Annotated in this window: 19 protein-coding genes and 1 riboswitch; of the genes, 13 read left to right on the plus strand and 6 right to left on the minus strand. The window is 29.5% G+C overall.

Annotation, left to right across the window (positions count from 1 at the left end):
• From ACKTTQ_RS17500 to ACKTTQ_RS17530, 7 genes are all read left to right on the plus strand, one after another.
• The coding region (locus ACKTTQ_RS17500) for a T9SS type B sorting domain-containing protein (protein ID WP_408049939.1) at positions 1–3296 on the plus strand (3296 nt) is incomplete at its 5' end.
• A 2-nt stretch (positions 3297–3298) separates the two neighbouring features.
• Positions 3299–4246, plus strand: coding sequence for a PorP/SprF family type IX secretion system membrane protein (locus ACKTTQ_RS17505; protein ID WP_093870837.1), 948 nt, complete (start codon positions 3299–3301; stop codon positions 4244–4246).
• 75 nt (positions 4247–4321) lie between these two features.
• Positions 4322–5143, plus strand: coding sequence for a 23S rRNA pseudouridine(2604) synthase RluF (gene rluF / locus ACKTTQ_RS17510; RefSeq protein WP_408049940.1), 822 nt, complete (start codon positions 4322–4324; stop codon positions 5141–5143).
• 81 nt (positions 5144–5224) lie between these two features.
• Positions 5225–6355, plus strand: a complete 1131-nt coding sequence (tgt, locus tag ACKTTQ_RS17515) for a tRNA guanosine(34) transglycosylase Tgt (protein WP_093870839.1) — start codon at positions 5225–5227, stop codon at positions 6353–6355.
• A gap of 1 nt (position 6356) precedes the next feature.
• Positions 6357–7442 carry an LptF/LptG family permease gene (locus tag ACKTTQ_RS17520; RefSeq protein WP_093870840.1) on the plus strand — a complete coding sequence of 362 codons (1086 nt, stop codon included), beginning with the start codon at positions 6357–6359 and terminating at the stop codon, positions 7440–7442.
• The gene (locus ACKTTQ_RS17525) at positions 7429–8334 is read left to right on the plus strand and encodes a DMT family transporter (RefSeq protein WP_093870841.1); all 906 of its coding nucleotides are present in this window, start codon (positions 7429–7431) and stop codon (positions 8332–8334) included. Before ACKTTQ_RS17520 ends, ACKTTQ_RS17525 begins: the two co-directional genes overlap by 14 nt.
• Positions 8335–8427: 93 nt before the next feature.
• Positions 8428–9381 carry an acetyl-CoA carboxylase carboxyltransferase subunit alpha gene (locus tag ACKTTQ_RS17530; protein ID WP_093870842.1) on the plus strand — a complete coding sequence of 318 codons (954 nt, stop codon included), beginning with the start codon at positions 8428–8430 and terminating at the stop codon, positions 9379–9381.
• A 77-nt stretch (positions 9382–9458) separates the two neighbouring features.
• Here the strand turns inward: ACKTTQ_RS17530 and chrA are convergent, their stop codons facing one another.
• Genes chrA through ACKTTQ_RS17560 form a run of 6 tightly spaced genes read right to left on the minus strand, consistent with a single transcriptional unit; the run spans position 9459 to position 14579 of the window.
• On the minus strand, positions 9459–10601 hold the full coding sequence (chrA, locus tag ACKTTQ_RS17535; RefSeq protein WP_408049941.1) for a chromate efflux transporter: 1143 nt from the start codon (positions 10599–10601) through the stop codon (positions 9459–9461).
• 26 nt (positions 10602–10627) lie between these two features.
• Complete coding sequence (locus ACKTTQ_RS17540) at positions 10628–11740, minus strand: ABC transporter substrate-binding protein (RefSeq protein ID WP_299136028.1); 1113 nt, start codon at positions 11738–11740, stop codon at positions 10628–10630.
• A gap of 6 nt (positions 11741–11746) precedes the next feature.
• Positions 11747–12277, minus strand: coding sequence for an alpha-ribazole phosphatase (gene cobC, locus ACKTTQ_RS17545; protein WP_408049942.1), 531 nt, complete (start codon positions 12275–12277; stop codon positions 11747–11749).
• Complete coding sequence (locus ACKTTQ_RS17550; RefSeq protein WP_113785323.1) at positions 12262–13029, minus strand: adenosylcobinamide-GDP ribazoletransferase; 768 nt, start codon at positions 13027–13029, stop codon at positions 12262–12264. The genes cobC and ACKTTQ_RS17550 overlap by 16 nt, the downstream gene beginning before the upstream one ends.
• Positions 13030–13032: 3 nt before the next feature.
• Positions 13033–14070 carry a nicotinate-nucleotide--dimethylbenzimidazole phosphoribosyltransferase gene (cobT, locus tag ACKTTQ_RS17555; protein ID WP_408049943.1) on the minus strand — a complete coding sequence of 346 codons (1038 nt, stop codon included), beginning with the start codon at positions 14068–14070 and terminating at the stop codon, positions 13033–13035.
• 5 nt (positions 14071–14075) lie between these two features.
• Positions 14076–14579 (minus strand): bifunctional adenosylcobinamide kinase/adenosylcobinamide-phosphate guanylyltransferase, encoded by a 504-nt coding sequence (locus tag ACKTTQ_RS17560; protein ID WP_408049944.1) that lies wholly within the window; start codon positions 14577–14579, stop codon positions 14076–14078.
• 103 nt (positions 14580–14682) lie between these two features.
• Here ACKTTQ_RS17560 and ACKTTQ_RS17565 point away from each other — a divergent pair, with 103 nt between their 5' ends.
• From ACKTTQ_RS17565 to ACKTTQ_RS17590, 6 genes are all read left to right on the plus strand, one after another.
• Positions 14683–15603 carry an ABC transporter substrate-binding protein gene (locus tag ACKTTQ_RS17565; protein ID WP_093870848.1) on the plus strand — a complete coding sequence of 307 codons (921 nt, stop codon included), beginning with the start codon at positions 14683–14685 and terminating at the stop codon, positions 15601–15603.
• A 27-nt stretch (positions 15604–15630) separates the two neighbouring features.
• Positions 15631–15828: riboswitch (cobalamin riboswitch) on the plus strand.
• Positions 15829–15861: 33 nt separating this feature from the next.
• A complete protein-coding gene (locus ACKTTQ_RS17570; protein ID WP_408049945.1) occupies positions 15862–17733 on the plus strand; it encodes a TonB-dependent receptor domain-containing protein in 1872 nt (623 codons plus the stop codon).
• A gap of 2 nt (positions 17734–17735) precedes the next feature.
• Entirely contained in the window at positions 17736–18806 is a 1071-nt protein-coding gene (locus tag ACKTTQ_RS17575; RefSeq protein ID WP_408049946.1) for a cell surface protein, read from the plus strand.
• Positions 18807–19062: 256 nt separating this feature from the next.
• Positions 19063–19764 (plus strand): ABC transporter ATP-binding protein, encoded by a 702-nt coding sequence (locus ACKTTQ_RS17580; protein WP_093870851.1) that lies wholly within the window; start codon positions 19063–19065, stop codon positions 19762–19764.
• A 2-nt stretch (positions 19765–19766) separates the two neighbouring features.
• Positions 19767–20996 (plus strand): ABC transporter permease, encoded by a 1230-nt coding sequence (locus ACKTTQ_RS17585; RefSeq protein ID WP_408049947.1) that lies wholly within the window; start codon positions 19767–19769, stop codon positions 20994–20996.
• A 2-nt stretch (positions 20997–20998) separates the two neighbouring features.
• On the plus strand, positions 20999–22216 hold the full coding sequence (locus tag ACKTTQ_RS17590) for an ABC transporter permease (protein WP_093870853.1): 1218 nt from the start codon (positions 20999–21001) through the stop codon (positions 22214–22216).
• Positions 22217–22218: the final 2 nt, after the last annotated feature.

The following is a 22218-nucleotide window of genomic DNA, read 5'->3' on the forward strand; positions in this document are numbered from 1 at the left end:
TAAATAATAGTATTAACCCATTAACATATAGTATAGCACCAGTAGCTGGAACATTTACTGCCGGAACATTAACTTATACGGGCTTACCAGCAGGAAATTATGTAATTACAGGAACTGGAACCAATGGATGTTTAACTACAAGAAATGTAACGATAAACCAGAATAATGCAGTAGATGTAAGTGGGGCAGTAGCAGTTGTAGAGTTTGGGTGTACAACAGATAATGTAACAAACAATGCAACGGTAATGGTAACACCGGGATCAATCACAGGAGGAACAGGAACCTTTGTACGTTATGTATTTGTATATGATAATGGAACACCAGCAAACTTATCTGATGATATTACACAAGATGATTCAAGTACAATTTTTACTGTTACTAATATAGCAGGTGGAAATGTATCAGTAACAGCTTATGATGATAAAGGATGTACTGGAGTAACAAATGCTGCAATAGCAGTATTTAATGGATTGACAAATGCTACTATTACAGTAGATAAAGCAATAGATTGTGCTTCAGGAGAGAACATTACTGTAGGCTATACTTCAGTATCAGCAATACCAGCTGTTGAGTATAGTGTAACAGGTATTAACGGAACAGTTTTTGCGACGGTAACTCAAACAGCACCGGCAGCAAATCCAGAAGTATTTACAGGATTAGGAACAGGAAGTTATGAGGTTGTAATTTACAATCCAGTAACCGGGTGTAGATTATCAACAGTTCATCAGGTAGCTGCAGCACCAGTGTTTAATTTAGATATCAATAAGACCAGTGATGTAGTTTGTTTTGGAACATCAACAGGAGAGTTTACTTTTGATTTCAGTAGTAGTAGTCCATACGCAGGAACGTACAACTATGAAGTTTTTAATTCAGGAGGAGTAACAACAGGAGTAACAGGAACAGGAACAGGGTTAACCACAATAGGAAGTTTAGCTGTAGGAGAATATTATGTAGAAGTAACTATGACAGCAAGTCCATTCTGTCCTGTGACCTCTGCACCAGTAACAATAACACAACCAACAGGTAGTTTAGGTATAACAGCAACGCCTACCCTTATTAGTTGTGTAGGACCTAATACCGGTCAAGTTATATTGAGCGCAACAGGAGGTTGGGGTAATTTTGATTACGAATTAGTAAATACAACAACTGGGATTACAATACAAAATTTTGATACAAATAATGTTATTATAGGATTAAATGCTGGGCAATATTCAGCAACGGTTAGAGATCTTAATAATTGTAGAGAAACTATAATGTTTGAATTATTTGATCCTACTCCGATAACAGCGAGTTATAATGTTAATAATAATTTATGTATAGGAGAACAAACAGCTACAATAACGTTAACTAATACAACAGGAGGTCAAGGAGCAACTCCAGTATATACTTATACATTAACCTATCCAGATGGTACAATTTCTGCTAGTCAGACAAGTACTATGTTTACAAACTTAAAAGCTGGTGATTATGTAGTTAATATATACGATGAGTATTCTTGTCAAAGTTCACCTATAAATATTCAAATAACTGACCCTACTAAAGTAGTAGCTCAAGCGGGTGTTACTACCGCAATAACTTGTGATAGAAACTTAGCTACTGTTGTGGTAACTGGTCAAGGAGGAACAGGAGCATATACTTATAGTGTTGATGGTGTCAATTTTGTACCGAGTAATCTTTTTGGTGTAGTAGCAGGTAAACATCAGTTCTATGTTAGAGACGCTAACGGATGTACTTCTGATCCATTTACTTTAGTAACTGTTGATCCTTATGAAGAGTTAGTTTCTAGTTTAAGGGTAATTACAGGATTTGTTACTTGTAATGGAGATAATAATGGAGTTTTATCAGCTATAACTACTGGTGGTTTAGGTAATTATGAGTACCAATTATTAGATCCTTCTAACACTATTATAAGACCAACTCAAGCATCTAATATGTTCTCAGGTTTAGTTGCAGGTAATTATAAGATTAGAGTTTTTAGTACAAATGCAGATGGAGATGTTTGTCAAATAGATACAGGAGTACATGAAATAACTGAACCAGATGCTTTACAATTAAGTGAAACTCATACAAATGTTAATTGTAACGGAGGAAGCGATGGTACTATTACAGTTAATGCATTAGGAGGTAATTCTGGATATGAGTATAATATAAGTTCAGAGCCACCAAATAAATTTGTTAAAACTAACGTTTTTGAAAATTTAGCACCAGGTACTTATACAATAACTGTTAAAGATAGAGTAGGATGTTATGATACTATTGAAGTAGAAATTTTAACTCCAACACCTTTAGCTGTAAGGTTAGTAGATGTAACTCAACAAGTTTGTATAGCAGACACAACACCAGTAATAAGGATTGAAGCTACTGGAGGAGGTATTTTACCAGGTTCAGCAACTTATATTGTAAGTATTAATGGAATTGATTTACCAGGAAGATATAATGAAGGTATAATCGTTTTAGGAGCTTCTGAAGGTATTGAAGCAAATAAAAAATATGGAATTTCTGTTAGAAATAGTAATGATGTATGTAGTCCAGAATCTTTACCTTTAATAGAAACTGTAAGACCTATAGATTTACAATTACAAGTTAATTTAGAATATACTTGTCCTGTAGGAAATGTAATTACAGCAATGGTACAAGATGAGTATAAAGACGCAGTAGTATATTCATTATTAGATTCTGGAGCACTAGTTTCTTCTAATGATACTGGTATCTTTACGAATGTAGCACCAAGTAGTAATTATACAGTTACAGTAGAACACGCTGTGAGTTCATGCCCAGTTACACTTAATGTAGATGAAGTATTAGATATTCAAGAGTTAGTATTAACAATAGATGATTCTCAGAAAAACAAGTTAATAGCAAATGCTAGTTTTGGTTTACCACCTTATGAGTATAGCATTGACGATGGAGAATTTAGTTCTGAAAACGAGTTTACTATTTTTGAAACTAGAGAATACAAAATTAAAGTTAGAGATAGTAGAGGATGTGAAACTGAGTTAACAATTGAAGGAGTTTATATTACTATTGAAGTACCTAATATTTTTACACCAGATGGAGATGGAGTAAACGATTATTGGTATCCTTTAGAAGTAGAAACATATCATGAATTAAGAGTGTTTATTTATGATAGGTATGCTAGAAAAATAACTACTTTTAATGGTGTTCAAGCTCAAGGTTGGGATGGTACATATGATGGGAAAGAATTACCATCAGGAGATTACTGGTATACTATATATTTTAAAGAGTTATCAGGTCAAGAAAGAAAAATAATGGGTCACTTTACATTATATAGATAAGGATGAAAAAGATTTTATTAACGATAAGTATTATAATCTGTAGCGTAAGATTAGTAGCGCAGGAAGTTGAGTTACCTCAATATGTAAGTCACTTAGCAGATAACCCATTCCTAATATCACCAACATATGCTGGTATTGGGTCTGGATTACAAATTAGACTGAATGGAGTTAGCCAATGGATTGGTGTTGAAGGCTCTCCTGATACCCAATCTGTAACAGTTGAGGCGAGATTAGCTGATAGATTTGGAGGTGGATTAACTATTTTTAATGATAGAAATGGTTTTACAACGCAGCAAGGAGCTAAATTATCTTTAGCAAGTCATTTAACATTAAGTGATTTTCATGATAGTTTTTTATCTTTTGCATTGAGTTATAGTTATATCCAGTTTGGTATTGATACCTCTCAAAATAATACCTCACAATCTTTAGCAAATAGATCTGTAGGTAATTCAAATTTTGATGTTGGAATGTTATACCGTTATGAACGCTTTAGCATAAGTGCTAATGTTTCAAATTTATTAGATAAAAAAGTTAGAGATTTTAATTCAAGTGAACCAAAAGTATTAAGAAAATACACGATGTATTCATCGTTTACTTTTGATAAAATAAGTAGAAATTTTGAGCTAGAACCATCTCTTTTAGTTGAGTATCGTGAATTTGATAAACGTTCAAGAACTGATTTAAATATTAAAGCAAGAAAAGGAATTAGAGACGGATATGTTTGGGCAGGATTGAGTTATACTTTTTTAAATGATCAATTTTTTGTACCAAATGCAATAGCACCATTATTTGGATTAAAAAAGAGTAATTTTTATGCCTCTTATGGTTTTAGTATTAATATGAATAAAACACAAGACTTTAACTATGGTACACATATGATTACAATTGGATTTGATTATGAAAGAAGACCTAGTTTAGCTCGTTGTACTCAAAAAATGATGATTTTTTAATACAAAATAAAAATAACTTTAAAAATCCTCAAATACATTCATGTACTTTGAGGATTTTCTTTTTCTTTGTTCTTAATGGAAAATACTAACGATAAATCAATAAATCTTAATAAATATATTAGTAGTACTGGTATATGTTCTCGACGTGAAGCAGAAAAATTTATAAGTACTTCGAGGGTTACTATAAATGGAAAAGTTGCACAGTTAGGGAATCGTGTTTTTGAAGGTGATTTGGTTAAAATTGATGGAAAACCATTAAAATCAAAACCTAAAACTATATATATCGCTTTAAATAAACCAGTAGGTATTGTTTGTACAACTGATAGTAAAGAAAGAAAGAACATAGTAAAGTTCGTAGGTTATCCTCAAAGATTGTTTCCTATTGGACGATTAGATAAACCATCTGAAGGACTTATATTTCTTACCAATGATGGAGATATTGTAAATAAAATTCTTAGAGCTGGTAATAATCATCAAAAAGAGTATGTTGTTACTGTAAATAAAACCATTAATGAGCGTTTTATTAAAAAAATGAGTAATGGAATACCCATTCTAGGTACAGTAACAAAAAAATGTAAAGTTGAACAAATAAATGATACAACTTTTAAGATAATTCTAGTACAAGGATTAAATCGTCAAATTAGAAGAATGTGTGAGTATTTAGATTACGAAGTAGTTAAACTAAAGCGCACACGAATTATGAATGTTTCCTTAGGTAAATTAAAAAGAGGAGAGTGGAGAGAGTTAACATCTCAAGAAATGGATGAAATTACTAAGCTAGTAAGTACATCTTCTAAAACTCAAGAAATATCAAAAGAACCTAAAAAGAATCAAAATTTAAAATCAGGAAAAAGAACAAATTTTAATTCTAAATTTGGGAGAAAGAGAAATAGATAGAACTTATAAAAGAAATAACAATAAGAAACTTTTAACTTTCTACTTTACAACATTAAACTTACATGCTTATCTTTGCCAACTATGCAATTTGACTTAAAAATAACTGATCCAAAAAGTAAAGCGCGTGCAGGAGTAATAACTACTGATCACGGAACTATAGAAACTCCAATATTTATGCCTGTAGGTACAGTTGCTACAGTTAAAGGAGTTCATCAATCTGAATTAAAGGAGCAAATAAATCCTGATATAATATTAGGAAATACATACCACTTATATTTACGACCACAAACAAAGATCCTTGAACAAGCTGGAGGGTTACATAAGTTTATGAATTGGGATCGTAATATTTTAACTGATAGTGGAGGATATCAAGTATACTCTCTTTCTGGAAGAAGAAAAATAAACGAAGAAGGAGTAAAGTTTAAAAGTCATATTGATGGCTCTACACATTTTTTTACACCAGAAAATGTAATGGAAACACAACGTACAATTGGAGCGGATATTATTATGGCTTTTGATGAATGTACACCATATCCGTGTGATTATAATTATGCAAAAAGATCAATGCATATGACGCATCGTTGGTTAAAAAGATGTATTAATCATTTAGAAAAAACACCTTTAAAATACGATTATAATCAAACTTTTTTTCCAATAGTACAAGGGAGTACTTATAAAGATTTACGAAAACAATCTGCAGAATATATTGCTTCTGTAGGAGCAGAAGGGAATGCAATTGGAGGTTTATCTGTAGGGGAACCAGCAGAAGAATTGTATGCAATGACTGAGGTTGTTACAGAAATTTTACCTGAAGATAAACCTAGATATTTAATGGGAGTTGGAACTCCAATAAATATATTAGAAAATATAGCTTTAGGAATTGATATGTTTGATTGTGTTATGCCAACACGTAATGCTCGTAACGGAATGTTGTTTACAGCGCATGGAAGTATAAATATAAAAAATAAGAAATGGGAAAATGATTTTTCTCCTATAGATGAAATGGGGATTACTCATGTAGATACTATGTATTCTAAAGCATATTTAAGACATCTTTTTGCATCTAAAGAAATGTTAGGTAAACAAATAGCATCTATACATAACTTAGGGTTTTACTTATGGTTAACCCGCGAAGCAAGAAAGCATATTTTAGCAGGAGATTTTGTTGAGTGGAAAGACAAGATGGTAAAACAAATGGACAAACGTTTATAATTTGAAATTATTAGATAGGTACATATTAAAACGTTATTTGGTAACTTTTCTGTTTACCTTACTTATATTGATACCAATAGCGGTTGCTATTGATATTGCTGAGAAAATAGATAAGTTTTTAAGAAATGAAAGCTTAACATTATTTGAAGTTGTAAATGATTATTATGTAAATTTTATAATTTACTATGTTAATACATTTATGCCATTAGCATTGTTTATAGCTGTGATTTTATTTACATCTAAGCTTGCTAATAACACTGAAATAGTTGCTATTAATAGCTCACAAATATCGTTTACTAGATTTTTATATCCATATTTTGTTGGTGCTACTATTATAACAACAGTTGCACTTTTAATGAATCATTTTTTTGTGCCATCTAGTAGTAAAACAAGAAGGACATTTGAAAAAAAATACCTATCAAGTAGACATTATGTTGATAATTCTATAAGGGACTTTAGTTTACAATTAAATGATAGTACTTATGTTTTTATACAAAGATTTAACTTAGAAAGAAATTCGGGATACAATTTCTCAACTGAAACTTATAAAGGAATTCAATTAAAATATAAATTAACTTCAGAAAATATAAATTGGGATAAAAACGATAGCGTTTTTAAATTATATAATTGGAAAATACGTAAAGTACTAAAAGATAGAGATATTATTTCTTCAGGAAATAATATGGATACAACTTTTGCATTTACACCTAAAGATTTTAATTATAAGTCTATTGTTGCCCAAGAAATGGGATCAAATGAGCTGATAGATTTTATTACCATATCTAAAAAAAGAGGTATTAAAAATTTAAACGCTTATTATGTTGAGCTGTATAAAAGAACTAGCTTACCTATTGCTTCATATATTTTAACTTTAATAGCAGTAGCTTTAGCATATAAGAAAAAAAGAGGAGGAATTGGAGTTAATTTAGCTTTTGGTTTAGCTATTATGTTTGTGTACATATTTGTTTTAAAAATAGCTGAAGTTCTTGGTGCTGTTGCCGATGCAAATCCTTTAATAAATGTTTGGACGCCAAATATCATATTTGGTATTTATGCGATATACTTATATATAAATGCAAGAAAGTAAACTTAAGCATTATTTACTATTACATTTTATAGTTTTTATTTGGGGCTTTACCGCTATTTTAGGAGCTTTAATAACTATTAATGCTGTACCATTAGTTTGGTTTAGAATGCTACTAGCTGTTATTTTTATAGCTATTTATTTTATTGTAAAAAAGAAGAGCTTTAAAATAGAAAAAAAGGCAATTTTAAAATTTGTAATCTCAGGTTTAATAATAGCATTACATTGGATAACTTTTTTTAAAGCAATAAAAGTATCAAATGTATCAGTAGCTCTAGTAACTATGAGTACAGGAGCTTTTTTTACTTCATTAATTGAGCCTGTTTTTTTCAAAAGAAGAATAAAAGCAATTGAAATCTTACTAGGTTTATTGGTGATTTTTGGGTTATATATTATATTTAATTTTGAAAGCAAATATACTTTAGGAATTATATATGCATTGATTTCCTCTTTTTTGTCTGCTTTATTTTCAGTATTAAATGGATTATTTGTAAAAAAGTATGAAGCAGACTTAATATCATTTTATCAACTACTTTTTGGCGTTTTAGGTGTTACTGTATTTTTGATTTTTACAAATCAATTTTCATTAGAATTTTTTAGTTTACCATTGTCAGATTGGTTTTATCTATTATTATTAAGTAGTATTTGTACTGCTTATGCTTTTATAGCCTCCGTTCACGTAATGAAATATTTAACTCCATATACAGTAATGCTAACTATTAACTTAGAGCCCGTATACGCTATAATATTAGCTTTAATTATTTTTGGAGAAAAAGAACAAATGAATATAGAATTTTATTACGGAGCTGCTATTGTTTTATTTGTAGTATTATTAAATGGTTTACTGAAGAATAAAAGAGCTATTGAAAAAAAAATAAGAACAAAAAATAAGTAAAAAAGAGTTAGTAATAATATAACTGTGCAAATTTTTAGTATGTTTGCTTTTACAAACAACTGATTAAATAAGTAGAAAATCAAACTATACACAATGGAATATTTAGATTTTGAAATGCCAATTAAAGAATTAGAAGATCAATTGGCAAAATGCTTTGATATAGGAAAAGAAAGTGATGTTGACGTTACAGAGACCTGTAAGAAAATTGAAAAAAAATTAGAGAAAGCTAAAAAAGATATATATAAAAACTTGACGCCTTGGCAACGAGTACAATTATCACGCCATCCTAATAGACCTTATACTCTAGATTATATTAAAGCTATTTGCGGAAATACTTTTATGGAATTACATGGAGATAGAAGTGTTAAAGATGATAAAGCAATGATTGGTGGTTTAGGTAAAATAGGTGATCAATCGTTTATGTTTATCGGACAGCAAAAAGGGTATAATACTAAAACACGTCAATATCGTAATTTTGGTATGGCTAATCCTGAAGGATACCGTAAAGCTTTACGGTTAATGAGAATGGCTGAGAAATTTGGTATACCTGTAGTAACATTAGTAGATACTCCAGGTGCATATCCTGGTTTAGAAGCTGAAGAAAGAGGTCAGGGTGAAGCTATTGCTCGTAATATACTTGAAATGACTCGTTTAAAAACTCCTGTAATAACTATTATTATTGGAGAAGGAGCATCAGGAGGAGCAGTTGGTATTGGAGTAGGAGATAGAGTATATATGATGGAAAACACATGGTATACTGTAATTTCTCCTGAGTCTTGTTCATCAATATTATGGCGTAGCTGGGAGTTTAAAGAGCAAGCAGCTGAGGCATTGAAATTAACTAGTGATGATTTGAAAAAATTAAAACTAATTGATGGAATAATTGAAGAACCAGTTGGTGGAGCACATTCAGACAGAAATGGAGCTTATGAAGCTGTAAAAAACCAAATTTTAACTGCTTTTGAAGAATTAAAAGTGTTAGATAAAGTTGAGTTGGTTGGACAAAGAATGGAAAAATATGCTAATATGGGAGTATATAAAGAGTAATTTTTTCCTAAATAATATATAATAAAAGAGCATCTTAAATTTATAAGATGCTCTTTTTTATAAAAGTAATTGTAGAATTAAATAAAAGTTAATAAATATCCTAGAAAAGAGCTTCCTAAAACAATAAAAGCACTATTTAATTTTTTAAATAAAAAAACAATAAGTAAACTAACTATCGCTATTAAAGTTGTTCTCCAATCTGTGATAGTATTTTTAGCCATTTCTAAACAAACGGCTATAATTAAAGCTACTGCAGCTACATTAACGGTATCTAAAATATTTCCTATTACTTTTGATTTTCGCATTTTAGGAATTAATGGGTTTAGTATTAAAACAAGAAGGAAAGAAGGTAGAAATATTCCAAATGTAGCAGCTAAAGCCCCTAAAAAACCATTCATTTGCCACCCAATAAAAGTAGCTGTAGTTAAAATTGGCCCAGGAGTTATTTGTCCTACAGCAATAGCGTCTAGTAAGACTTGTTTAGTAAGCCAACCATTAGCTACTAATTCTGAGTCAAGGAAAGCAAATAATACATAACCACTACCATAAAGTATTGCTCCAATTTTAAGGAAAACTAAAAACACACTTAAAGTTGATACTTTGGTTTCTGTGCTAAATTGCATAATGAATAAAGGAATAATGCTATTTAAATAATTATTATTTCTTTTAATAAAAAATAATAATACCCCTAAAATAGCAGCTCCAAAAAGAACAATAATTTCATTTACTCCAAACAAGCATGCTATTATTGCTAAAATACAAAGTAAGGCTAACAGTTTACTTTTTATAGCTTTTTTACTTAATTTATAAGCTGCCATTAAAATTATAGAAATTACAGCTGGTTTTATACCATAAATAAAAGGATTGACATCTGGTAATTGACCATATTCTTGGTAAAGCCAAGCAAAAACTCCAGTAATTAAAGCTGCAGGAAAAATAAAGCAAATCCCAGCAACAAATAATCCTTTCCATCCGGCTCTTTCATGCCCACAATGCATAGTCATTTCGGTAGAATTAGGGCCTGGAATTAAATTAGTAGCACCTACAAGATCTAAAAAATGTTCTTGAGTCATCCATTTTCGTTTTGTAACAACTTCATCTTCCATCATTGCTATATGTGCAGCTGGTCCACCAAATGCAATACATCCTAGTTTAAAAAATAAAGTAGCTACTTCTTTTAAGTCTTTTTTTTGTGATACTGTTTTATTTATTTCGCTCAAAATATTTTGTTATATAGCTAAACTAGTTATTTTACACGATTGTAAAAAGATAATTGATAGTTTGGTAATAAATTTGGTTGAGTAATTTTTATTAAATCTTTTAAAACAAGGTCTGGACGTACTGGAGATAATTCAAAATATATTAAACCACCAGTTTCACCTTTATTGTGAGCAATAGAATATAAGTTGTTGTTTATAAAAGCATCAAATTCTTTGTAATGAATATTGGCAGTTGTTAATTGTGTTTTTGTTTCATACAGTCCACAATTAAACCAAAAATTTGCTTTTTTCCCTTTATCTAAAACCTCTTCAAAACTAAGTTGTAAACTACCTGTTCCATTCGTGTCTTTCCATAAATAATTAAGATTTGCGTCTTTAAAATACGATGAAAAAAAACTTTTTCCTGCAGGAACATTCCAAACATCCTTAAACATACTGCCCGAAATAACAGTGATATTTTTATTATTTTCTTTGGCAATATTCTTAGCTTTTAAATATTCTGCTTCTATTTTGTTAAAAATACTATCGGCTTCTTTTTCTTTGTTAAGTAAAGCACCAAAAAACTTTATCCATTCTGCTCTACCTAAAGGAGTTTCTTCTAGCCAATCTCCGTTAAAAACTACAGGAATACCTGCTTTTTTTATATTCTCATATAATTTATTGTTTGGGTGTAATGAAAAACCAACAACAAGTTCAGGGTTTAAGTCCATTAATTTTTCCGTATTCATACTTTGCTCAGAACCTAATTCGATTACTTTTCCTTCTGTTATTCTTTTTCTAGTTTTTTTAGAAGATATATATTGGGTATTAGGAAAACCTACTAAAGCGCTTTCTGAACCTAATAACTCTAGCATTGGAATGTGCGTAGTACTAGTAACTACCAGTTTTTTAACTGGCACTTTAATTTCATTTTTATTGTTTTTAGAGTTACTAAGTATGTAAGAAAATTGTTTGTTTGACTTTTGAAATACCTTTTTTATAATTAACTCTTTATAACCATTTTTAGTAATAATTTCAAAACCTTTAGCATATTTTAATACGCTTATTTTATCTGTTTTTTTAATACTTTCTTTTTGATTAGATGATTTACATTGAATTAAAAAAAAAGATATTATATATAATAATAAAAATTGTTTCATAATATTTTAAACTAAATTTAGTTTTATAATAGCACCATAAGCAAGTTTTAAATCAAAGGATTTTTCTAATGGTATATTGTTTATATATGACCAAATACTTCTAATCACTCCAGCATGAGTAACTATTATAGCCTTTTTTGTTTTATTTTGTTTCAGTTCTTTTAAAAAAGATGTAGTTCTTTGATGTAAATCAATATATGATTCTCCATTTTTTGTTGGAACATTAACGAAATCGTTCATCCAAATATCTAAATCCACTCTATTAATTTCATCCCATTTTTTTAGTTCCCAATCACCAAAGTTCAATTCTTTTAATCGATTGTCAAAAGTAATTTTTGTAGTTAATTCTTTTGCTAAAATTGCACAACGTTTTAATGGACTACTATAAAAAGTTACATTTTCATTGTTCACAGGTATTTCTTTTAAAATAGGCTTAATTTCTTCTAAAAAAGAATCTCTAATGTTAATATCTGATTGACCATAACAAATACCTTTTACTATATCAGGTGTAGTATGCCTTATTAAAATAATTTCCATAAACTTAAAATAGATAAATAAAAAATAACTTCAGAAACTTGTTGTAAGGCACCAGCACAATCTCCAGTTTGTCCGCCAATCCATTTTTTAAAAAAATGTCCCATGTAAAGAAAAGTAACTAACAATGGAAGTAAGGCTAAAAAGATTATATTTTTTTGAAAAAAAAGTAAAGGGAGTACACCAAATACACCTGATATGATTAGTGATTTGGTACTCATTTGTTGGGTAGTTGGTTTTACTTTAGAACTATCAATATCTCTAACATATTCGTGAGTATAGAGTAATAAAGTAGCTATAAATCGACTAATACTATGTCCAGAAATAATAACAATAATAAGGTTAATTGATAGGTCTTGTAAATGATATAAAGCTAGAAATTTTAAAGCTAAAATAAATATTAAACCACTTACTCCAAAAGTTCCTAGTCTAGAATCTTTCATAATCATTAATATTCTTTCCTTAGTCCACCCACCTCCAAAACCATCACATACATCTGCAAACCCATCTTCATGAAAAGCACCTGTAATCCAAATAGATGTTATCATACTTAGTATGATAGCAATATCCTGAGTAAAAAGAAAAGAAGTAATAAAATATGATAAGGAAGCTATTGAGCCAACTAATATTCCTACTAAAGAAAAGTATCTACTACTTTTATTTAATATTTCAGGAGAGTGATCAACCCACTTAGGGCAAGGTATTCTAGTGAAAAATAGTACAGCTGTTAAAAAGTAATGAATTTGATTTTTCATGTTTTAAGCTTCAGAAACGTTTGCACTTTTAAAAGTAGCCATTTCATTTAAAAAGTTTACACTAGATTTAATTATGGGAAAAGCAACAGCACATCCAGTTCCTTCACCTAATCGTAAGCCTAAATTAATTAGAGGTGTAGCGTTTAGATAATTTAACATTTTTGTATGGCCTTGCTCTCCAGATGTATGACAAAAAATACAATAATCTAAAATATTTGAATTAAGTGCATTCGCAGCTAATAAAGCAGAAGTAACAATAAAACCATCAATTAGTATTGTCATTTTTAATGAAGCTGCCTCTAACATGGCTCCACACATCATAACAATTTCAAACCCACCAAAAGAAATTAAAGCATCAATGGGAGTATTTAGTGAGTTTTTATGAAAATCATATACTTCTTTTAATGTATTTATTTTAGTTTTTAAACCTTCATCATTTACTCCAGTACCTCTACCAACACATTGTTCTATAGGTGTATTTGTGAAATAACTCATTAAAAGCGATGCTGAAGAAGTGTTTCCAATTCCCATTTCTCCAAAACCTACAATATTACAACCTTCACTGTATATTTTTCTTACAAGTTTTTTTCCTTTAGTAAACGCTAATTCACATTCTTGTAATGAAATGGCTTTTTTTAAACTATAGTCAGCTGTTCCTTTAGCTATTTTAGCGTTGATTAATTCAGAGTTAGATTCAAAATCGGCATTAACACCTGCGTCAATAATTTTTAAATTAATAGAATTTTGTTTACAAAAAACATTGATAGCTGCCCCTCCATTTAAAAAATTTAAAACCATTTGTTGTGTTACTTCTTGGGGGTATGGACTCACCTTGTTTGTTTTTGCTATACCATGATCACCCGCAAAAACCATAATAGTAGGTTTTGATAGAGTTGGAGTTGAAGTATCTTGAATTAACCCTATTTGTAAAGCTATGGTTTCTAATACTCCTAATGCTCCAATTGGTTTTGTTTTATAATCTATTTCTTCTTGAATGGTATTTTGTAATTTTTTAGAAAGATTGGGTATTATTGTATTCATTGAGTTTATTTTAACGTTAAAGGTAGTCCAGAAACCATAAAAATAGCTTTATTAGCATGTTTTGAAATGTATTGGTTGGTCCAACCTTGTAATTCAGTAAATTTTCTACCTACTTCAGTTTGAGCATGCAGTCCCATGCCTATTTCATTAGAAATGATAATAATGTTAGCATCTATTTGAGCTAACTTATCTATTTCTTTTTTTGCTAATTCTAAACTTAACTGCACATCGTTTTTTGTATCTAGATAAAAATTGGTAAGCCATAAAGTAACACAATCTATAACTACAGTTTGTTTTTCAGAAATAAAGGTACTAATTAATTTTTCTTCTTCAATAGTTGTCCAACGATCATCTCTGTCAGAAATGTGTCTTTCAACGCGTTCTTTAAAATTATCATCCCAAATACGAGAGGTTGCAAGGTATATTGGAGTATCAGATAAAGATTCAGCAAGTTTTTGAGCATAACTGCTTTTTCCTGAACGTTCACCTCCTGTTATATAGTAAATCATAGATATGTTAAATAGAGAAGACAAATATTGCAAAGATTTTTAATAAAACGAAGATTAAAGTAAATTACTATTTACTTTTGTTTTTTTTAGATAAAACAAACAAATGATTGTATCCTCTTTTATGCCAGCTGTAACCCAAATGATTTACGACATGGGTTTGCAAAATTATTTAAATGGAATAACTTTTGAATGCCCTAAAATAGCATTAAAAGAAAAAGAAGTTGCTGTTCGATATAAATTAGAAGGAAAGGAATTAACCAGTAAAGAAATAACTGATATTTTTTCAAGAACTAAAGCTGAAGGAGGTACTTTGTACTATGTAGATGAACCTATTCTTAAGAGTATATCGCCTGACCTTATTTTTACGCAAGATGTATGTGATGTTTGTCAAATAGATACAGAATCTGTTGCAAAATCAGCTTACAAGTTAGCGAAGCACCCAAAATTAGTTTCAATAACACCAAACTCTTTAGAAGATGTTTTTAATAATGCTTTGACTATTGCAAGAGAAATGAACCAAGAAAGTATTGGAATTAATTATGTAAACGGATTAAAAGAAAGAATATATAATATTGTAGATATTCAAAGGATACATAAAATACAATCTAAAAGTGTATTATTATTAGAATGGATTGACCCTTTGTTTAATTGCGGACACTGGATTCCTCATCAAATAGGATATGCTGGAGGGGTAGATTTATTATCACATCCATCTGGAGATAGTATAGTTATTTCTTGGGATAAAATTGTTAAGTATAATCCTGAAGTGTTAATTATAGCACCTTGTGGTTATGGAATAAAAAGAACTCTTGAAGATATGAAGTTTTTAGAAGATAAAAAAGAATGGAATACTTTAAGAGCAGTGAAAAATAAAAAGGTATACATTGCTGATTTTGCTATGTTTACTCAATCATCAGCAAGTACTTTAGTAGATGGTATAGAGTGTTTGGCCCAAATGATTCACCCTAATCATTATACTATTGCTGATGAGTTAAAAGTTAAATTTTCAAATTATTACAGCTAAGTTGTTGTAGGTATGTAATAATAGAATACATTTGCCATTATTTTTGGTTTTTCTTTAACAATTAATTAAAGGAAATTAAAAGGGAATTCGGTTAAAAACCGAGGCTGTTCCCGCAACTGTAAGCTAATAATATTGTAATTAATCTTTACGTCACTGTTTTATTTTAAATGGGAAGACAAATTACAATAAGCAAGCCAGGAGACCTGCCAAATAATATTGATGTAAATCAAACTTTCGGGATAAAAGTTTAATGTAAAGATGATAAAAAAAACAATAGCCTTTTCATTCTTTTTTTATACACTTATAAGTGTAAGTCAAAACGACTCTATTTATAATCGTTTAGACGAAGTTATTATTAATTCTACTAAAAAATTACAAAAATATTCAGCTGGTCAGAAAATAATAAACCTTTCTGATTCCGTTATAACTAGAAATTTAGGGTCATTTACAGATTTAATTAGGTATAATTCATCAATATACTTAAAAGAGTATGGTAAAGGAGGAACTAGTTCAGTAAGTTTTCGAGGAACAAGTGCCTCCAATACAGCTGTAGTTTGGAATGGGATAAATATAAACTCAGTTAATAACGGCCAAACAGGATTTAATTCATTAACAGTTAATTTATTTGATGCAATTGATATAAGAAGTGGGGGAGGAAGTATTGAATATGGTTCTGGAGCTATAGGCGGGACAATACATTTAAACGATATACTTCAATATAATGATACATTTAAAATTAATAACGAATTTATTTTTTCTGGAGGAAATTATTCTACATTTAATTCTATCTATAAATCAAAAATTTCTGATAATAATTACACTGTTTCGTTAGGGATATCTCATAATTTCTCTGATAATGATTTTAAGTTTTTTAATACTGAGTTTAATAATACAAATGGTAATTATGAGAATTATGGAATAAATTTAGGTTTTGGATATCGATTTAAAAATAATTCTGAGCTTAAGTTTTTTAGTACGAGTTATTTAGGAGAACGTCATTTTTCGGGAACATTGCCAAACCCAAGTTCAGCAAATGAAAAATATAAGGATACTAATTATAGAAATATGTTGATTTATGGTTTTTCATCTCGAAATATAAATCATGAAATAAAAGTAGCTTACTTAACACAGAAGTATCAATACTTTTCAAATAAACTTTCAGAAAAATTTAATTTTGGAAAGTCAAGAAGATTTATAGGAGGGTATTCAGTAGATTTAAAACTTCCTCAAATAAATGCAACAGTATCTTCTTTTTCTGAATATGAATCTACCTTTGGTTCAACAGACATGATTCAAGAAAAAAATAGGAAACAATTTTCTCAATATTTCATTTATAGCCAAAACATCAAAAAACTTATTTCATTTAATATTAAATTAAGAAAAGACTTCAATTCTGACTACAATGTTCCATTTGTATATTCCGCAGGATTAAAAATAAGACCGTTTTCAAAATTTTATATAAGAGTTAATGGATCTAAAAATTATAGAGTACCTACATACAATGATTTATTTTGGCCTGGACAAGGTAATTTAGATTTATTACCAGAAATATCTTTACAAGGAGAAGTTGGTGTTGGGTATAAAAATAAAAAGCTATCTATTGATATAGGCGGATATTATATTAATACTGAAGATAAAATTGTTTGGACTCCTTCAGGAGATCCTAATAGACCAGGAGTATGGGTGCCTATTAATTTATCAAAAACTAAGAATAAAGGAATTGAGGCAAGTTTTAATTATAATCTTGACTATAAAAACTATAAAGTAGTTACAAGTATTAATTATAATTATACTCTTGCTAAAAATACAAGAACAGATAAATTTTTAACCTTTGTTCCTAAGCATTTATTAAATAGTAATTTGACTATTAGTTATAAAAAAGCTTCTCTATTTTTTCAATCATTATTTAATGGAAAAATATATACAACTGAAGAAAATTCAGAAGACTTTAATGTTCCAAGTTTTTTCTTGTTAAATACAGGAGGTGAGTATAAAGTATTTCAGAAACTAAATAAAAGTTTAACCTTAGGGTTTAAAATAAATAATTTACTTGGTAAAAAGTATGTAGTTTTGCCGAGGAGGCCAATGCCAGAAAGAAATTTTAATATAAATATCAATTATAAATTTTAAAAATGAAAATAACTAAATTATTTGGGGTATTATTTTTAGGAACCATTCTTTTTACATCATGTAGTGATGATGCTGAATCGAATTTACCTAAAGGAGATTATGAGAATGGAATTTTAGTGAGTGGTGAAGGAACAACAACGGTTTCAGGCTCGGTTTCATATGTGTCAAATGATCTTTCAACTGTAGAAAAATCTATTTATAAAAAAGTAAATAAAGTAGAATTAGGAGAATATGTTCAATCAATTTCTTTTGATAAAGATAGAGCGTATATTATAGCAGATAATCAAAATACGATTACTGTTGTGAATCGTTTTACTTTCGAAAAAGAAGGAACAATTACAACAGGTTTAATTAAACCAAGATATATGACCATTGTAGGTGATAAAGGATATGTAACAAACTGGGGAGCAACCGATAATGATAATGATGATTTTGTTGCTATTGTAAACTTATCTTCATTTCAAAATGAAGGTAAAATAGATGTTGTCTTAGGTCCTGAAAGAATAGTATCTAAAAATGGTAAATTATATGTGTCACATAAAGGAGCGTTTGGAACTAATAACAAAATAAGCGTGATAGATATTTCTACAAAAAAGGTAGATAAAGAGATTACAATTAAAGACAAGCCGGATGAACTATATATCAACAATTCTGGTAAATTAGTTGTTTTATGTGAAGGAAAAACAATTTATGATACAAGTTGGAATGTAACTGGTCATACTAAAGGAGCAATTACTTTTATTGATACAACTGAAAATAGATGGGAATCAGAGTTAACGTTTAAAGAAGGAGATCACCCGTCTCAAATGGTAGTTAGTAACAATAGTATTTATTACAGTTTAGGTAAAGATATTTATAAAGTAGAAGACAATGCAATAGTTCTTCCAACAGCAAAACTGATAACAACTGATGCTGGTTATTTATATGGGTTGGCAGTAAAGGATAATAATTTATATGTATTAGATGCTAGTTTTACTGGATTAAGTAAGTTGAATGTTTATGACTTAGTAACTAAAACCAAAAAAGAAACAAAAGAAGTTGCTTTAGGAGCTTCTAAAATTTATTTTAACTAATAAGTTTATAATAATATCTCCCCTTAAATCTATAAAGTTCATTTATAGTAGCAAAAGTTCACTTAAATGTGAGCTTTTGTTTTTTATATAAGTTGTTAGTTTTCAGCCCTGACTTTTTTTTGTGTAAAATTATTATATTTTTTTGTAACATAATTTTAAAACAAACGTCTTGTAGGAAAGTAATTAACGTTTTAACAGAGAATTAGTATATAAATAGTTAATCGATTTTTACTTTAGTATAAAAATTAACTAACGAATGATAAGAATTGAAAATTTACATAAGTCTTACCCAATAGGTAAAGAGTCTCTTCATGTTTTAAAAGGCTTAGACCTACATATTAAAGAAGGAGAATTTGTATCAATTATGGGGTCATCAGGATCAGGAAAATCTACTTTATTGAATATAGTAGGACTACTTGATACACATGATGAAGGAAACTATTATTTAAATGGACAATTAATTGAAAATTTGAATGAAAAAAAAGCAGCTGTTTTACGTAATAAATTTTTAGGTTTTGTTTTTCAGTCTTTTAACTTGATATCCTACAAAACTGCATTAGAAAATGTAGCTTTACCATTGTATTATAAAGGAATGGGGAGAAAAGAAAGATTAGAAACAGCATTAGCTTACTTAGATAAAGTAGGGTTGAAAGATTGGGCAAATCATTTACCTAATGAACTTTCAGGAGGACAAAAACAACGTGTTGCCATTGCTAGAGCTTTAGTAACTAAACCAAAAGTTGTATTGGCAGATGAGCCTACAGGAGCATTAGATTCAACTACAACAGATTCTGTAATGGATTTATTAAAAGAAATTAATGATGAAGGGATGACTGTTTTTGTGATAACTCATGAGGAAGAAGTAGCAGAACAAACGAATAGAGTTGTTCGCTTAAAAGATGGAGTGATTATTAGTGATGAATTGACTGGAGTAAAGAATAAAGCCAAAGCAATATAATTATGTTTGATTTAGATCGTTGGAGAGAAATATTTCAAAGTATTAGTAAAAATAAATTACGTTCTGCATTGTCTGGTTTTACTGTTGCTTTTGCTATTTTACTTTTCACTTTGCTTTTTGGTATTGGAAACGGACTTCAAAATACATTTAAAAATGAGTTTGCTAAAGATGCAATCAACTCAATTTATATTTGGGGAAATAGAACTACAAAAGCTTATAAAGGAAATCAAATTGGGCGTAGAATTCAATTTAAAAATGATGATTTCGAATTTTTAAAAGAAAAGTATTCCGATAAAATTCAAATGATAAGTCCACGTATACAAAGAGGGGTAAAGGTGGTGTATAAAACAGAAGAAGATAATTATACTATGCGAGGAGTTTATCCTAAGTATGATTTATTAGAATCTGCTGAAGTAACAGAAGGACGTTTTTTAAATATTAGAGACATTAACAAAAGATCTAAAGTTGTTGTTATTGGTCGCATGGTTGAAAAAGACTTATTTGGTCAAATTAGTGCTTATGGTAAACTTTTAAATATAGGTGGAATCATGTATAAAATAATTGGAGTTTTTTCTGATCCAGGAGGAGACAGTGATGAACGATATATTTATACACCGTTTACAACAATGCAGCAAATTTATGGGAATAATGACCATATTGGTGAATTTGGTATGACGTACGACCCTAAGTTAAGTGTAGATGAAGCAATTGCTTTTAGTAATGGTATGCTTAGGGCTTTAAAAAAGAAACATGAAGTAGCACCTAATGACCAAAGAGGAATTAGAGTAAATAACTATGCTGAAGGTAACAAGAATGTATCAGGAATGATGGTTGTTTTAGGTATTTTAATTTTAATTATTGGTTCGGGTACATTAATAGCGGGTGTTGTAGGTATTAGTAATATTATGGTATACATTGTAAAGGAGCGTACTAAAGAATTAGGAATTAGAAAAGCTGTTGGAGCAACTCCTAAATCTATTGTTTCTATGATTATGTTAGAAGCTATTTTTATTACAGCATTATCAGGGTATATAGGCTTAATGTTTGGTGTAGGTATTTTAAAATTATCAGGACCTACTTTAGAAAAATACTTTATTCTAAACCCAGGAGTTTCAACCCCGGTTGTTGTAGGCGCGACCATTACACTAGTTTTAGCAGGTGTTATAGCTGGTTATTTACCAGCGAAAAAAGCAGCGAACATTAAACCAATAGTAGCCTTAAGAGCAGATTAATTATGAAATTTTTATTCGATAAAGACAGCTGGCAAGAAATTTATGAAAGTATTCGTAAAAATAAAACAAGAACAGCAATTACAATTTTTGGTGCTTTTTGGGGAATCCTATTATTAGTAGGGTTATTAGGAGCTGCTAAAGGAATTGAAAATGGTTTTAATAGCATGTTTGGTGATTTTGCTACTAATAGTGTTTTTATGTCAGGTGGGAGGACTTCAAAAGCATTTAAAGGTTTTCAAGAAGGTAGACAAATTACTTTAACAACAAGTGATGTAGAAAAAATCAGAAATGAAGTTGATGGAATTGAATTTGTTGTACCTAGAAATGTAACCGGAGGAATGGTTGTTTATGGTTTAAAAACTGCTAACCTTACTATTTTTGGTGATTATCCGTTGTTAGATAAAATTCAAAAGAAAAACTTAACAGAGGGACGTTTCATTAATCAAAATGATATTAATGAAAACAAAAAAGTTTGTGTTATTAGTACTGAAGTATATAAACAACTATATGATAAAGATGAAGAAGCTTTAGGTTCATATTTAAAAGTAAACGATATAGGTTATAAAGTAGTAGGTATATATAAACCAAGTAGATTTGAAGGAACAAATAACGTTCATATTCCTTTTAGTACATTCAGGTTGGTATATAATAAAGGGAACAAATTTGAATGGATGGTAGTTACAGGTAAGCCAGAGTCTGATATTGAGCAGGTTGAGTCTGATGTAAAAGTGTTATTAAGAAGTTTACATAAAATCCATCCTGATGATAACAGGGCCTTTAACGGGTTCAATTTAGGTAAAGAAATAGCTAAAGTGACAGGTTTTTTAACAGGTATGCAATTTTTAACTTGGTTTGTTGGTATAGCAACGTTAATAGCGGGAGTTTTTGCTATTGGAAATATATTATTAATTACAGTTAAAGAGCGTACAAAAGAAATTGGAATAAGAAGGGCTTTAGGTGCCACACCAGGTAAAATTAAACAACAAATTATATTAGAATCAGTATTCTTAACCTTATTAGCTGGTTCATTGGGTATTATTGCTGGAGGACTAATTTTAATGGTGATAGATAAAATGGATTTATTAACAAATCCAACAGTAAACATACCTATTGTATTAATTGCTTATGCTGTTTTAGTAACCTTAGGAACATTAATAGGTTTTATACCAGCATATATGGCAACAGTTATTAAGCCAATAGAGGCATTAAGAGAAGAATAAAT

Source organism: Tenacibaculum halocynthiae (assembly GCF_964512825.1).
Lineage (GTDB): Bacteria > Bacteroidota > Bacteroidia > Flavobacteriales > Flavobacteriaceae > Polaribacter > Polaribacter halocynthiae.